The organism is Chryseobacterium indologenes, assembly GCA_016025055.1.
Classification (GTDB): domain Bacteria; phylum Bacteroidota; class Bacteroidia; order Flavobacteriales; family Weeksellaceae; genus Chryseobacterium; species Chryseobacterium indologenes.
This window is the reverse complement of the sequence record CP065590.1, coordinates 2403079-2420185: the sequence shown is the minus strand read 5'-3', so window position 1 is coordinate 2420185 and position 17107 is coordinate 2403079. Positions and strand designations below refer to the sequence as shown.

Genomic DNA, 17107 nt, shown 5'->3' with positions numbered 1-17107 from the left:
AAACTAAAGCCTGAACTTTAAGTAAGTGCTGTATCTTGCGATACTAATTTTTTTATCGTCTTTAAGACGCTCTAAAATGAGATGTTCCAGCCGCACCTTCCGGTACGGCTACCTTGTTACGACTTAGCCCTAGTTACCTGTTTTACCCTAGGCAGCTCCTGTTACGGTCACCGACTTCAGGTACCCCAGACTTCCATGGCTTGACGGGCGGTGTGTACAAGGCCCGGGAACGTATTCACCGCGCCATGGCTGATGCGCGATTACTAGCGATTCCAGCTTCATAGAGTCGAGTTGCAGACTCCAATCCGAACTGAGACCGGCTTTCGAGATTTGCATCACATCGCTGTGTAGCTGCCCTCTGTACCGGCCATTGTATTACGTGTGTGGCCCAAGGCGTAAGGGCCGTGATGATTTGACGTCATCCCCACCTTCCTCTCTACTTGCGTAGGCAGTCTCACTAGAGTCCCCAACTTAATGATGGCAACTAGTGACAGGGGTTGCGCTCGTTGCAGGACTTAACCTAACACCTCACGGCACGAGCTGACGACAACCATGCAGCACCTTGAAAAATGTCCGAAGAAAAGTCTATTTCTAAACCTGTCATTTCCCATTTAAGCCTTGGTAAGGTTCCTCGCGTATCATCGAATTAAACCACATAATCCACCGCTTGTGCGGGCCCCCGTCAATTCCTTTGAGTTTCAAACTTGCGTTCGTACTCCCCAGGTGGCTAACTTATCACTTTCGCTTAGTCTCTGAACCCGAAAGCCCAAAAACGAGTTAGCATCGTTTACGGCGTGGACTACCAGGGTATCTAATCCTGTTCGCTCCCCACGCTTTCGTCCATCAGCGTCAGTTGTTGCTTAGTAACCTGCCTTCGCAATTGGTGTTCTAAGTAATATCTATGCATTTCACCGCTACACTACTTATTCCAGCTACTTCAACAACACTCAAGACCTGCAGTATCAATGGCAGTTTCACAGTTAAGCTGTGAGATTTCACCACTGACTTACAGATCCGCCTACGGACCCTTTAAACCCAATAAATCCGGATAACGCTTGCACCCTCCGTATTACCGCGGCTGCTGGCACGGAGTTAGCCGGTGCTTATTCGTATAGTACCTTCAGCTACTCTCACGAGAGTAGGTTTATCCCTATACAAAAGAAGTTTACAACCCATAGGGCCGTCGTCCTTCACGCGGGATGGCTGGATCAGGCTCTCACCCATTGTCCAATATTCCTCACTGCTGCCTCCCGTAGGAGTCTGGTCCGTGTCTCAGTACCAGTGTGGGGGATCACCCTCTCAGGCCCCCTAAAGATCGCAGACTTGGTGAGCCGTTACCTCACCAACTATCTAATCTTGCGCGTGCCCATCTCTATCCACCGGAGTTTTCAATGTCGAATGATGCCATCCAACATATTATGGGGTATTAATCTTCCTTTCGAAAGGCTATCCCCCAGATAAAGGCAGGTTGCACACGTGTTCCGCACCCGTACGCCGCTCTCAAGATCCCGAAAGATCTCTACCGCTCGGCTTGCATGTGTTAGGCCTCCCGCTAGCGTTCATCCTGAGCCAGGATCAAACTCTCCATTGTATGTTTGTCTGACTCACTCAAAGTTTTTAACGCTTTAGTTTTTCCTTACTTGGTTGTTATATTGTATGTCAATGATCTTTATATCTTCCGCTTTATAACGAAGCAATCTTTCTGTCAGTGTTGCTCCGTATTTGCGAGTGCAAAAGTAAAACTTTATTTTGAATTGACCAAATGTTTTTTGAAGAAAATTTAAAGTTTATTGTGTAACCCTAAACCCTTCTCGAAACCTTAATCCCTCTACTCCTGCGCTCCCTCTAATTGGGACTGCAAAGATACAAACTCTTTTTTAACCGGCAACTTTTTTTTTGTAAAAAGTTTTGAAGTTTTTTTTCGTCTGTTTCTTTTAAGAGTATTTTGTTTTTGCTTATCTAAAAGCCCTTCTGCGCTTACTGAATATCTTTCGTTTTTCAGTGGGGCAAAGATAGAGACTTCCTCAATACCCCACAAGTTTATTTAACATAAATTTTACTTTATTGTAATATTGGAGGGTAAACGACTGGAAGGCAGGGAGAAAAATTTTAAACAAATGTTCGAAGGGAGGGAGTTGGAGCGTGGGAGGGTTAGAGTGTGGAGGGAAATCAGAGGTCGGAAGGGGGATTTTTGAGAGGGATGAGAACCTTTCCTACAGATTGCACGAATCTACACAGAGGATCATGGATAATCTATATACTATATATTATAAAAGGATATGAAAATGGTGATGTTGTGATTCCTGCGGGAGGACAAGTGAGTAGAATATCAGATTAATGGTGATAAATAATGTATTGATCAGCTATAGCACTCTCCTAGTGAACTTGATTTTACCACAGATTACACGGATCTACACAGAGGATAATGGATAATACATATATATTATAAGAGTATGTGAGAATGACTATGTTCTGATTCCTACGGGATGACAAACTGCATGGAGATGGCTGGGAAGTTATTAGGTTTTGGCTAAAGCCCAAGGAAAGAGGTATTTAATTAAGCGGACTAAAGCCCGCTCCTAATGAATAAAGATTACCACAGATCACGCAGATTGCACAGATGAGTAAATAAGCATGTTGATTAGGCTTCCATTTTCAATTTTCCATTTTCCATTTTCAACTTTTTACCATTTCCTAGCCCCGATAGAAGCGGTTACCCCACAGCAGGCGCTGGAGAATATAAGGGTTAGACGTGGAGCGCAAGGGCGCGAGGAGTATGAGCGGATAGCGGGAAACAGCTCCTGAATATGTTTGAAAGCCGGAGAATGAATGAATTGGAGGGTTGGAGCGTGACGAAACCTGAAATGAGTCACAAAATGTGTGATCAGAAAAAATGTTTTATGAATATTTTATACGTATAGTATCCAACGAGGCATCCTATAGCGTCTGCTACAATATCCAATGTTTCCATAGATCTTCCGAGTCCCATTTCTTCCTGTAGGATTTCGGTAAGGAATGCATATATAAGAATGATCTGAAAAAAGTAGGAGAATTTTATTTTGGGAAATGTAGCGATGAACGAAAATCCCAGAAATGCAAAAATGCAGAAATGCAGAACTTTATCGATCCCGCTGAACATAAACCAATATTCATGATTTTCTTGTCCGGGCCTGAGAAGCATATAAGTAAGAAATGCCCAATAAATGGGCAAGATCTTACTAAATATTTTTGAAATTTTATCCAATGATAGCCTGGTATTCTTCAGCAGAAAGCAATTCAGATAAATCTGCACCGTCAGCAACTTCCAATTTAATAATCCATCCGTCTCCATAAGGATCAGTATTCAATAGTTCCGGCTGATCTTCTAAATCTGAGTTGAATTGAGTCACTTTTCCTGCAATCGGTAAGAATAAGTCTGAAACAGTTTTTACTGCCTCTACACTTCCGAAAACATCTCCTCCATTAAGATCATCATCTACAGTATCTATATCCACGTATACGATATCTCCAAGTTCTCCCTGTGCGAAGTCTGTAATACCAATTGTAGCTACATTACCTTCAATCTTGATCCATTCGTGATCTTTGGTGTACTTTAATTCTGATGGTGTGTTCATTTTTTAATTTTTATTTTGTACAAATGTATTCAAAATTCTAAAAGGTTCAAAGTGTTAATGGGCATCTTTATAAAATTTTGAATGAAAATAAAAAATCGCTGCAGGAGCAGCGATTTAATTTATAAACAATGGGCTGTTTATATCATTTAAACATCAGTTATTACAAAAAAATATCCCTTCTCAAGAGAAAGGGATACTTATTTGTGAGTCTTTATTTGTTTTCTTAGAATCCGCCTCCGGAATCACCGAATGTAAATGTGGCAGAAATACCGGCTCTAATGGTTGATAACGGGAATGCCGTTGAAATTTTATACTTGGAGGTCATTTGTTCGTAGAACACTCTCAGGTTAAGATTTTCTGAAACATTATAGTCGGCAGAAAGTTTAATATTCATTAGCCTTTGTCCTCCTGTTACCTGAGAATCATTCAGCAGGATATTCATAATGGACGTCTTACTGTCTCTTAACGCAATATCACCTCTGATGTTAAGGTCACTTCCTTTTCCTCTGGTTCCTCTTCCTCTGATATTGGCAGTTCCTAATCTGAAGTTTCGGACAATATATCCTAATCTCACTACGTATTCTGTATTTGAATCTTCAGTAAGGGTGCTGTTCACCAATCCGAGTACCATCATTCTGTTTCTGTTGTATTGGATACCGAACTGCATATTGTTTCTCATGGTCACATCAATTCCGATCAGTGGTGAAAAGGATTCTACATATCCTATCTGAGCAAACGTGTAAGGATTGATTTTATCTCCACCATCTTTAACTACCACACCGGAAGCGTCTACAGCCGGATAATTTCCATTAGGATTATTATAATAGTCGATGTTTCTCTGGATTCCTGTTGCCGTATAGGTTGCTGTATATCCATGGAGAATATCAAACTTACTAAATTGACCGCTGATGATTGGAATATTCTTCAATCCAGAGTATGTAATCCGCCAGTTTGGTAACGGGAAACCTGATTTTTTAGGATTACCCATCGGGGCCACCGATTTCCCTTCCATGGCTGCTCTAAACGCAGGAATTAAAATATATGCATTAGCAATACTATAACCTTTTGCATATCCATTATTATCGATGTTAGCAGTGCCACCCAACTGTTGTGATAAAGTTCTTGCATTATCTCTCAACGCCTGGTACACTGCCTGTCCATCTTTGAAGGATGTGCTCAGCAGCATCGTAGAATTGGAATAGGTTACCATCTCATTTGCAAAGGTAAAATCAGGATTTACAATTTTTGTGTCTGAATCTCTATAGTTAAATCCGCTTTGTGTAAAGTTACTGTTATAAGTATGCAACACATTGAAATCTACCCTAAGATCATTCATCGGCATCATCTGTAAGTCTGCCTTTAATTCTTTGGTAGACATCCTGACATACGGGTCCGTCATAAACTTGGAGTCACTTACCCAACCGTTTTCCATTACCAGTCTTCTGATATCAGCCTGAGAACCTAAAAGGAACCCTATTGTTGGGCCACCTAAAGTTTGTCCGTAGCCATACCAGTTCGGAGCGGAAAGTAATCCCGGAAGTACAGTTCCATTGGTTTCATTATAGCTTACGTTCAACTGTTTGAAAGAAGTCAGGAAGAATGCTGCGCTTTCAGGAATGGATAATTTATTTTTAAACTTGTACTTTTTGTATCTGTATCTGTTCTTTTCCCATTGTTTTGTATAAACATTATTCAAAGAATCCATTTCCTGTTTTCTCTTCTGAAGTTTGGCATTGATATTTTTAAAATAATTAAACTGTCCGAAGAATTTAGGAAGATCTGCTGAAGCCGTTGCCTGGATCACATTGGTATTCTGCCCTATTGATCCTAAGCTTCCCTGAGGGCTTGAAAGTAAGGCTGTAGATCTTGCATTCCAGTTATACGTAAATCCATACCCTACCTCAGCATCGATAAAGTCCAGGTAAGGAAGATACTGGAACGGCAGTTTATAGTTTAACTGTACTCTGTGGTTATACAGCACCGGTCTTCCCGCTCTGAATACATTTCCGAAAATCGATTTGCTGTCCATCGAATTGACATCCATATTGTCATTCAATGTTCTGGTTGCGGAATTGATTTCCAGTTTTAATGATTTGGTAAAATTAAATCCTAATCCGTATTGCCATCCAAAAAAGAAGTTTCTGTTTCTGATAGCGTCAAAATTACTGATCATATCACCGTTTAAGATGGCCTGTACATTTCTAAACTCAAGCTCATTATAATTCCTGTCAATTTCTGTTCTGAAAGATAATCTTGTAGGAACAGGATTAAAGTTAAACTCTTTTACCCATCTCAGATACTTGGTTGATTTTGCCGTATCACTGATCATTTTATTGAAAGGTTTCACTACCCATGGTTTGAAAGTGTAGTTGTAATCAATATAGCCTTTCAGATACTGTCTGTAGTTTTTCTTGGTGTAGATATCCCTGAAATAGTCATCATTATACACCGCAGTCACAGAAACGTTTTCGATATCATAGAACTTTGGCTTTTTATTCTGATTCACTCTTTCTTTACGCATATTCACGACACCAATACTTCTCTGCTGGGTATACGTTCTTGCTACCTTTTTTAATTGTTCTCTGTTAGGCGCTTTGCTGAATTCAACGTCCGTATCCAAAGGATTGTATTTCGGATCTTCAATCGTCTGTGAGTACGAATAGTTTAAAGGAATTTTAATTCCTGTTTTTTCAGGAAGGAGTTTATCTACGTTGATCGCCGTATTGATGCTAAATGCAGATTGTGTAGACTGGGTTCTTTCAGCTGGTTTTGAGTCTATATTTCCGAAGCCAACCGAAGTATAAGAAGCATTCGCGTTTACGGTTGCAAAGTCTCCCATATTGAAGTTTAAGCTGGCATTTCCTGCATATCCTCCATCGTTTTCAATTTCAGAAAGACGCAGTTCGTTAACCCAAAGGATTCTATTTATGGATTCAGCATATTCCTCTCCTCTTGCAATACCGTTTCTTATCCCAATTACAATAGTTGTTACATTCCCTAAGCTTGGGCGACCTTTGATATAGATTTTTTTTGCATTATCTCCACCACCAAAAACATTGTCAAGTATTCTTTGTGTGATTTTATCAGAATTATTTTTGTCTCTTCTGATCTTCGCATCTACGAAATTTTGAATTTCCAGATCAACTTCATTCTCCATTGGCCAGATCTCCATTGGTGTTGTTTCCGTAGTTCTGGTTAGTTTCAAAGATGCTTCATATTCATAATAATTGTCTGTGGCATCATTTCCGAAACGAATAAAAAATTTGGTCTTAGGATCTATTCTTCCAATATTTCTATCCCTATTACCTGGATCGTGAGCGTGAGTAAAGACTTTAAGTTTTTTGTACCTTCTCATATCCAGTGTAGTATTCTTAAATACACCTCTAGCCTCTCCACTTTCCAATTGATTTGTCTTCATATATAGAGAAGCTTCATTTTGTCTTTGTGCCCCGGCATTCCCACTTAGAACCTGACGATCAATTCCAGGAGGCAATACATATGGAGGTTTATTAAAAGCATTTTCTTCAATATTTACACTTCCTATTTCAAAGTCTTTATTTAACACTTCTCCGGTTCCTTCTGATGTTCCAGTATCAGCTACCCCGGCAATTTTATTAGGATATTTTCTCCAGTCTGATCTTACCAAGTCCATGCTTGCAAACCTTATGGTAGAAGTTTGTTCAAATCCTGTCAGCATTAACCTCGCAAATCTTACGTTGTTCAATACAGACGGTTGTGCGGCTCCCTGGTCCGGATCGTATCCCGACACAGGTATTCTGAATAAAAACCATTTTACATCAGCAGACTGCCCGTTTTGGAAATTTGCTTTTACTGTTTTTACATCCACTATATTATTTTGACCTAATGCTAATTTTTGTTGGCTAAGATCTACTGTATATTGATTGTAATTTTCTGTCTGATCCAGGTTATAATCCCTGTTGATATCTTCTGCATCCGGAGTCTGTGAAGAAACATTCAGAGAGTTGGCCTCAGAGTTTCCATCCGGATTTCTGAAGTACTTATAACGTTCAATAAGTGAAGATGCCTGATTTCCTGTAAATTTATCCGACATATAAAATACGAAGTCATCTACAGCAGGGTCAACGATATTCGTTACAGGGTTTACAAATGTATTTCCAAATCTCATTGATTCCTGATCTGAACTTAATCCGTCATATCCTACATCCTGTTTTTTTCTGTCATCCCCTTCCGTAGAAAATGCATATAAAATAGGAGGCTGCTTCGGCTGTACCCCCCAGTTTGAAGTGGTCGTAGATGATTGAGTCGCGGGAGTTGGAAGTCCATTTTCATACAACATTTTTCCATCTTTCAAAACGTCTTCAGAAACGTTTCCTAACTGTAGTAAAAGTTTTGCATTATCCCCTAGCGGCTTTCCGTCTGCATAGGGATCCATCATCCAGAACTCGACATATTCAATATTTGAACTGACAAAGTTAGGAACACTGATCGGTCTCATGATCCCGGCCCATCTGCTTTGCGCCTGTTCTGTTCCCGGGTTCACGTTGTAAGGTCCTCTTTCTTTAGGATAATATGAAATATCAAACGTGTTTGTATAGGTTTGTTCCCCTGCTACGAAATCTCTGTTATTAAAGATCTCAGAAGTCTGAACTCTTCTTGAAGCATGGTTGGAGACTGACTGCGGTGTAATTCCTGCGGGTGATTTTCCTCCGATGTTCCAGAATCTTGGGTCAATCGTATACCAGGACAGCAATCCTCTTCCGTATCCGCTTGTAATATCATCATTAGCAGGTGGCGTATTGAATGGTGGTTCTGTATTCTTTTCAGGTTTTGAAGCAAGGCTCCATGCTGCCGGTTCTTTTAAAGATATTTTAGAAGTCGTCTGCTCAAAGTCATCGATATAAGACTGGTTATTGGTTCCTTTATTGAGTCCAGGCAACAAATAAGCTCCTTCCATTTTAAAGTTGATGTTGGATGGTGCTTCTGTTTTGATCAATGGAAGTTTATCTGTCAATCTTGTCAGGAATGGTGCCTGATTGTTATACATCAAATTGATCCCTGCCATTGTATTATTCACGGCTTCCTGTCCAAAGTTCACTTTCTGGGTAAGCGGAGATTCGGAATAGTTAATTACCGTACCGCCTAAAATAAAGTGTTCATTAAGCCTCCTTTCTAAATTTAGCCCTAAAAATCTTTTTCGTTGGGTATTAAAGGTCAGTTGGTTTTCTAATGAAATATTGATCGCCTGTCCGGATTGTTTCACATTTTCGTTAATGATCGTCACTGTACCCAGCATATAATCTACGGTATAGTCTACTCCTTCTGAAAGTTGTACTCCATTGGCTGAAACTTTTACGGATCCTTGTGGTACGTTGACCGCTCCAAGGGATATTCCTTGTCCCTGGACTCCTTTATATCGTCCTTCTATGGTATACCACTGAGGTACTGATGATTGACTTGGAGTTTGTTTTATTTTATCATAAAGGTCATGAAGAACATACTTTGGATCATTACTTCCCAATACATTTTGCATATAATCACCGAAGGGCTGTACTTTGGTAAAGATTACCCTTCCGTTTTCCGGTCTGATCGTTATTCCGTTTACAAAGTCGAAGACCCCGTCTCCATTGGTACCGTCCTTATTGATCTGAATATCCCCATTCATATTTAAACGGTCCCAATTGAATAATTTCAATAAATTCAGATCCTTTACAGAAGTATCCGGAAGATAATTTACTTTACCTCCGGTTTTCTGGTCTCTGTACAATACATTCAGAATAAACCCGTCCGGTGAAACCTGGCCTGCATCTAAAGAATATACGTTTTTCATCATCAGCTTCCACATTGGAGACTGTGTGTTTACTTTATTGTTTACCCTTAATACTTTGGTAATTAACACAGGGCTTTCTTCAGAAAATTCCCCTACTTTGTATACCTTATTACTTCCGTTGACGGTATAGGAATAAGAAACGGCTAAAAGCTGATTATCATTAAGCTTTTGGTTCAATGAAATATATCCTAACTGTGGTTGGAATACAAATTCGTTGGAGTTTAGCTTTCTTGCTTTGCTGTTGAAGATAAAATGTTCATCATTTTGATAAGGTTCCGTACTACCTGCAAAAGTTTTCCCCTGTAAAATCGTACCATAGTTCTTACCTGCTTCTCTTGTACCAACGGCCGTTGAAATATCATCATAGAGTCCGTTCAGAGAGTTGTCCGGCATTGTGCCTCCTCCAGCTCCTTCTCCAAGGTCCCTGATCCCGATAATACTCTTCTGATAGGCCAGATTACTGTTCCCCTGATCCAGTACCCACACTTCCATTCTGGTAATGTTTATGATTGAATTGATCTGAGGATAGTTCAGTAAAGCATTATCATATGTATTAAGAAAATAATGTCCTAAAAAGAAATGCTGATTTTCTTCATAATCAATGGCATTGACCTTAAAGTTATTCATCACACCGCCTCCCTGCACTACAATATTTCTGGCTTCCCCTTGTTGTTGAGAAAGCACCACTGTTCCAAAAGTTTTTCCCAGCTGGAATTCTGTCTTCACCCCAAACAAAGATTGTGAACCACGGATCAAACTGGTGGAAAGAGGCATATTAACATTACCAAATTCAACTCTTTTGATGATTTTATCTTCTCCTCCTTCGCTAGGTTTATCTAAATTTCCAAGACCTTTTTTCTGGAGATCTTTCCAGCTTCCTTTTGACTGCCAAACGAGATTCATCCTGTTTTCAAAAGCAAAACCGCTTTGAGTATCGTAATTGGCTTTCAGTTGCAGGTTTTCACCTACCTTCCCTAATAATCCTAACTGAATCCTCTGATCGATATCAAAGGTGAAACTGGTTCTGTTCTGCGGCAGGATCAGCGGATTATCAATCTTCTGATACAACCCTGCAAAGTCGATGGAAGCATATCCGGAAGGGATAATTTCAATTTTATTGCCTCCGAATATGGTTTCAAACAGTTTGTTGTTGATGAGTAAGGAAGGAATAAGACCTTTTTTTCTTGCATCAGATTTATCTTTTCTGAAAAGGAGATTATATTTTTCAGATTTCTCTTTATAATAGGCTTTGGTCTGTGTTGCAAGCATGTATTCCTTATATTCTTCAGGAGACATTGCTGTAGGGGGACCGGTTATTGTATTTCCGACTTTGGGATATACATAGTACATCCCGGTTTTTATGTCGTAATAGGCTTCATACCTTGTAGGGTCAGCCACTTCATATTGTTTTCTTATGATCAGTGTATCCGTTTGCTTTTGTTGGGCAAATGCACCCACGGAAATACACAGGAACGACAGGAACAAGAAGATGTTAAAATGTTTGTTATTAGCCACCAAATGTTAAATGTTTTTTAAAATTTGTTTTACCAGTTCTTCAACCGAGATCTCTGGATTTTGCTTTATTATTCTATCTGCAATTTTTTCACTCATACGCTTTGGAATGCCCAAAACTTCTAATGCAGATAACGCTTCTTCCTTAATTTTATTATCCACCAGCACAGAAATGTTTTCGGCTGTACCATTGAATTTCTGTACCTTATCTTTAAGATCCACAATAATTCTTTCTGCTGTTTTCGCACCGATACCCTTTGCTTTCTGAATCAATGCACTATTTTTGGAAAGTACTGCCGAAGCAATCTCATCCAGCGTCAAAGTTGACAAGAGAATAAGAGCTGAAACTGCTCCTACTCCATTAACGCTTATTAACAGATTGAACATTTCTTTTTCTGAACGAGTGTTAAATCCAAAGAGAAGATGGGCATCTTCACGAATGATCTGCTGAATAAATAAAAAGGTCGGCTGATTCAAAACCAGCGTCTGTGAGGTCATTAGACTGATACCCACGTAGTAACCAACTCCTTGTACATTGATGACAGCATAGGTAGGCGTAAGTTCTTGAACGTTGCCTTGTAAAGAAAATATCATTATTAATTTTTAAAACTCCCAAATATAGCAATTTAAACTAATTAATATTTTCATTTGATGTACGAATGATTTTTAACTTAAATTTTGAAGCTATATTCAATCAATCTGTTATAAAAATAAAAGATCTCAAAATCAAGATTTCATAGATCTCAAATTCTGCGATGATAAAGTTTAATTTATCTCAATTGGAGATTTTACATAAAAGAAGTCTTATTATCCGGCGAGGGTTATGTCTTACCACCATATTTCCAGCTGGAGACCAAAAGATATCCCATTATTTTTGCCAGTAAGCCTGGTATTAAAATCCGAAACACCAGTACTCCCCATAAAATCATCCGACCAATGGGCATAAGTAACGAATGGCCGCAAAACGGGCCTTGAATAATACCCGTAATCCCAGGAGATCTGTGGTGAAAATGTAATTTTCTGTAAACTTCCTTCCACTCCCGATCTGTTATTTTTCATATAATCATTTCCTGCTTCTAAAGCCAGATTGAAATGTTTGTTGATATAATACAGGTAACGAAAGCCTATACTCACAAAGTTTTTTGACACTTTATGATCCAGAATCGTCCCCTTTTCATCGGTATTACCAATTCCAAAATCTCTGTACTGATAGCTAAGAGATGCCTGTACAGCATGTTTTCTTTTATCATCATAGACAAAATTATTTATGACATCAAACGAATTTGCCTTATCGAGATCATAGAGCACTTTATTGCCTGCATTTTCTGATATTGTTTTTCCGGAGTAAGGATTTTCTACTATTGAGCTACCTTTTCGAAACAGTATTGTAGAAGTATTGCTGATATTCTTTTGGGAATACGTCCACCATCCGCCCAGTGCATATCCTGTAGATTGTGGGGTATTGGTCATTTCATTTTGTGTTTTTATACTGTATTGACCTAAAAAATTCAGTTTGGAATGTTTTGAAACAGGAAGATCCAGATACCTGAAATCTGCCACGTAGGAATGAGCATCATTATTTCCGTATTTAAATCTCATGAAAGCAAGATTCATAGTACCTGACTTTTTAACCTGAAAATTTTCTAACCCAATACCAACCTGTGAATTTTGCGCAGAATTAATCCAAAAATAATCCAGAGATTCTACGTTTCTACGATCATAATATCTCTTTCCGACCCATAGATTTGCGTTTTTTATCACCTTATTTATTTTACCGAAAAGCTGGGTAGTTTCTGGAAATTGTTGATATCCGTCATCTCCGAAAGGAATAAACTTTGCCATCATATACGTGACTTCATAGATATTTACCGAATCTTTGTTTTTGTACCGGTAATTAAACTGAAGTTCACCATAATGATTGGCTTCATTACCCATTCTGAATTTATGAACATTATCCGGCGCAGTAAAATTTACCATTGGGCCACCATCTGACCATCCGAAGCCTGTCCGAATATATCCATTGAGTGATAATTCATGGGATTTTAAATTGATTTTTTGTGCAAGACAGAAGGTACCGGCGGCAAGGAATAGCAGGCATACTGATTTCTCGAACTTCTTTTTTCTCATAGTGTTTCTAAAGGTTTATTTCTAAAAAACCACCTACAAACAATACATATTTTGAACAGAATAAGAGCATCTGTTTCTTCATCAAAAGCACAAGGATTTCACAGTGTTTATAAAATACTGAATATCAAAAATCCTTTCCTGAATCAGGAATAGGATTATATCAATCATTCAATACATTTACAAAGAGATAGTATGATACATCTGGATATCTTTTTCATGCATTTGTACTTTTGGGTCTTAGAATGTTTGTGTTTTATGATATCAAAGATATTAAATTATACAGTCATGTTTTAAAAAAGCAGCAAGTATTCATTAAAAAAAACATATCAAAATATTTTTTACAGCATCACTTGTCAAAAGTGATATGTAAATTAAGTTTCACCTTCCAGTTAAAGTAAATTTTAAACCAGGTTTGTCTTTACTCAACCCTAAATCCTGCGTACTTATCTCTATTGTAAGGTCATAAAAAAAACCAGACGGATATTCGTCTGGTTGGTTCCGGTCTTTACCGGTATACATTTTCTGTATTATTTCTTTTCTCTCCTTTGAGCGTCAAGAACGGCAATGGTAGCAAGATTCACAATCTCGTCTACGCTTGAACGCATCTGAAGTACGTGAACAGGCTGCTTTAATCCCATTAGGATTGGTCCTATTACCTGGGCAACTTTCATTCCTCTCAGAATTTTATATGACAGGTTCGCACTTTCAAGATTAGGGAAGATAAAAGTATTCGCAGGCGTTGTTCCTAATTTTGAGAAAGGATAATCGCTTAAATGATCAGCATTCATTGCAAAATCAGGTTGAATCTCACCGTCCACGATCATTTTCGGATATTTCTCGTGAAGAATACTTACCGCTTTTGCTACTTTCTTGGAAGTTTCGGAGATCGCTGCAAAGTTTTCAAAACCAAGCATGGCAATTCTCGGTTCGATCGCAAACGATTTCACGGTAAATTCTGCCATTTTAGCGATATTCACAAGATCTTCTGATGTAGGATTCTGATTGATGGAGGTATCTGCAAAGAAAATAGGTTTCTTTTCAGACAGGATCATCATCATTGCCGCTACTTTATCTACGCCTTTATCCTTTTCTATCACTTCAAGAACAGGACGCAGTACAGAAGTATAGTTTTTAGAGAATCCTACGATAAGACCATCAGTATCCCCGTGTTTTAGCATCAGAGGTCCGAAATAATCTCTCTGACGAACATATCTTTTTGCTTTGTACTCGTTCATTCCTTTTCTCTGACGAAGTTTCCAAAGTGTTTCTCTGTATTTTTTCTGTTTTCCTTCTGATCATCATCACTTGGATCAATGATAGGAACATCAAGATTAATCCCGTAACGCTCCATTTGCTCCTTGATATATTTTTTATCTCCTAAAAGGCTTGGGTAAGCAATTCCTTCTTCATAAAGAATCTGGGCTGCCTTCAATACGTTGTATTCTTCTGCATTTCCAAGGGTAATTCTTTTTGGATTGGATTTTGCACGGCTTTGCATCATTCTTACCAACCTTTCATCTCTTCCCATTCTGTCAAGAAGCTGATGCTCATATTCTTCAAAATCAGCGATCGTCTTTCTTGCTACACCGCTTTCAATAGCTGCTTTGGCCACAGCACTTGAAACCTTTGTGATCAGTCTGTTATCAAATGGTTTTGGAATAAAGTATTCTCTTCCGAATTGCAGGCTCTGAACGTTGTAGGCTAAAATTACCGCTTCAGGTACAGGTTCTTTTGCTAAATCAGCAATAGCATGTACCGCTGCCAACTTCATTTCTTCATTGATACCCGTAGCCTGAACATCCAATGCACCACGGAAAATATAAGGGAATCCTAATACGTTATTAACCTGGTTAGGATAGTCACTTCTTCCTGTTGCCATGATTACGTCTTTACGTGTTTCAAGGGCAAGGTCGTAAGCAATTTCCGGGTCAGGATTAGCTAAAGCAAATACGATAGGATTATCATTCATGCTCAACAACATCTCCGGCGTCATTACGTTTCCTTTAGATAACCCAACGAAAACATCCGACCCTTTTACAGCATCTTCCAGCGTTTCGATATCTGTATTGGCAATGAAGTCTAGTTTTTCAGGAGTAAGGTTTTGTCTTTTATGATTTATTACGCCCTTACTGTCACACATCAGAACGTTTTCTTTTTTAAGTCCTAATGAAATATAAAGCTTCGTACATGCGATAGCTGCCGCTCCCGCACCATTCACCACCATCTTCACCTGGGCGATATCTTTATTGGCAATCTGCAGAGAGTTGATTAATGCAGCTGCGGAGATAATAGCTGTTCCGTGCTGATCGTCATGCATCAAAGGAATATTCAATTCCTCTTTCAGTCTTTGTTCAATATAAAATGCTTCCGGAGCTTTAATATCTTCAAGGTTGATTCCTCCAAAAGTTGGAGCAATACCTTTTACGATTTCAATAAATTTATCAGGATCTTTCTCATCAATTTCAATATCGAATACATTGATATCTGCAAAGATTTTAAACAAAAGTCCTTTCCCCTCCATTACCGGTTTGGAAGCTTCCGCACCAATATCACCTAATCCAAGTACTGCAGTACCGTTAGAAATTACAGCTACCAGATTTCCTTTTCCTGTATAATCGTATACGGTTTCCGGTTTCTCGTGAATTTCCATACAAGGAACGGCTACCCCCGGGGAATAAGCCAATGACAAATCTCTCTGAGAAGAGTGGGGCTTTGATGGGATAACTTCTATTTTTCCTTTGGGTTCTGCTTTATGATAATCTAACGCGGCCTGGCTAAAGTTCTTTTCGTCGCGGTGGTTTTTACTTGACATAAAATTTCGTTTTTTGTTAGAGTATATATTTAATGTGGTAATCTACTAAGCTTTCAATTGGTTTCTGAACAACATGTCCCACATTTAAATGAAGTTCTGTAGCAACAGAACGTAGAATATTTTCGTAATAATAAGCAATAGAGCCAATGAAATTAATCTCGGCATCTTTTGCTTCATGATAAGGGAGTACCTGGTATTCAAAGAAACTTTTCATTTCTTCAAAAACCATATCATTAAAATAAGGATGATCCTTTCTTTCGATCACAAATTTGGTAAAATTGGCTAAATAGGCATTGGGTCTCGGTGTATGATACATGTTTTTCAATGCCTCTTCTATAGTAAGGTTGTATTCCTTTTCGAATTCACCGTGAAGATCGGAAGGCAATTTTTTCATAAAATATCTGCGTACCAATTGTTTTCCGATGGCACTTCCGCTTCCCTCGTCCCCAATAAGGAATCCAAGGGACGGCAATTCTATTTTCAGATTTTCACCGTCGAAATAACAAGAATTTGATCCCGTGCCAAGAATGCACACGATTGCAGGTTTTCCGCTGTATGCTGCATAAGCTGCAGCCATCAGATCTTCTTTTACAATGATTTCAGCTTTACCAAATACTTTTTTAACTTCTTCTTTTATGGTTTCGCAGTTCTTTTTCACACCACATCCTGAACCATAAAAAAAGACTTTGGTAATAGAATTTTTCACCAACATAAGGTTGCTGTTCTTCTGAATTTCAGGAGCGATAAGTTCTCTATTGATAAAATTGGGATTAAAGCCAATTGTTTCTGTTTTCAGAAAGACTTTTTTGAAGTCGTCCAATATTACCCAATCCGTTTTAGTAGAACCACTATCTACAATAGCAACCATATTTTTGATTTTAATTTAAGGATGCTAAATTATGAATTTATCTTCAATTAGCATTTATAAACAACCCTGAAGCTGTCTAAAATCACTACTGTTTTATATCAGTCTTTTTTTGATTGAATTGCAGAAGCCAGTCTTCTATTTCATCTTCAAGATAAGAAGTCTGTAAAACCATTGCATTAATAAAATCATCAGGAACAGGTTCTCCTTTGGAGTTTTCAAGATTCCAAAGTTCATCAGACATATTTTCGTACTCAGAATACACTCGTTTGAAGCGAGAGTTTTCTTTTTCAAGAGCTTCAATATTTTTCTGTTGAAGCTGGAATTTTCTGTATTTGTTTTGACGTTTCATACAAATATTATTATCA

Annotated in this window: 7 protein-coding genes, 1 rRNA gene and 1 pseudogene; all 9 read right to left on the bottom strand. The window is 38.5% G+C overall.

The features are described 5' to 3' along the window. Window positions 1-70: 70 nt before the first annotated feature. The 9 genes and pseudogenes from H3Z85_11020 to H3Z85_10980 all read right to left on the bottom strand — a co-directional run bounded on the left by H3Z85_11020 (window position 71) and on the right by H3Z85_10980 (window position 17091). A 16S ribosomal RNA gene (locus H3Z85_11020) occupies window positions 71-1591 on the bottom strand. Between the two features lie 1293 nt (window positions 1592-2884). Continuing rightward, window positions 2885-3331, bottom strand: a complete 447-nt coding sequence (gene vanZ, locus H3Z85_11015) for a VanZ family protein (protein ID QPQ53788.1) — start codon at window positions 3329-3331, stop codon at window positions 2885-2887. Beyond that, window positions 3237-3614, bottom strand: coding sequence for a glycine cleavage system protein GcvH (gene gcvH / locus H3Z85_11010; protein QPQ53787.1), 378 nt, complete (start codon window positions 3612-3614; stop codon window positions 3237-3239). The genes vanZ and gcvH overlap by 95 nt, the downstream gene beginning before the upstream one ends. A 223-nt stretch (window positions 3615-3837) precedes the next feature. Beyond that, complete coding sequence (sprA, locus tag H3Z85_11005; GenBank protein QPQ53786.1) at window positions 3838-10941, bottom strand: cell surface protein SprA; 7104 nt, start codon at window positions 10939-10941, stop codon at window positions 3838-3840. Window positions 10942-10944: 3 nt separating this feature from the next. Further along, a complete protein-coding gene (ruvA, locus tag H3Z85_11000; protein QPQ53785.1) occupies window positions 10945-11529 on the bottom strand; it encodes a Holliday junction branch migration protein RuvA in 585 nt (194 codons plus the stop codon). A 234-nt stretch (window positions 11530-11763) separates the two neighbouring features. Next, the gene (locus H3Z85_10995; protein QPQ53784.1) at window positions 11764-13062 is read right to left on the bottom strand and encodes a carbohydrate porin; all 1299 of its coding nucleotides are present in this window, start codon (window positions 13060-13062) and stop codon (window positions 11764-11766) included. Between the two features lie 527 nt (window positions 13063-13589). After that, window positions 13590-15874, bottom strand: a pseudogene (locus H3Z85_10990) (NADP-dependent malic enzyme). A gap of 16 nt (window positions 15875-15890) precedes the next feature. Further along, window positions 15891-16742, bottom strand: coding sequence for an ATPase (locus H3Z85_10985; GenBank protein ID QPQ53783.1), 852 nt, complete (start codon window positions 16740-16742; stop codon window positions 15891-15893). An 85-nt stretch (window positions 16743-16827) separates the two neighbouring features. Further along, complete coding sequence (locus H3Z85_10980; GenBank protein ID QPQ53782.1) at window positions 16828-17091, bottom strand: hypothetical protein; 264 nt, start codon at window positions 17089-17091, stop codon at window positions 16828-16830. Between the last annotated feature and the right edge of the window lie 16 nt (window positions 17092-17107).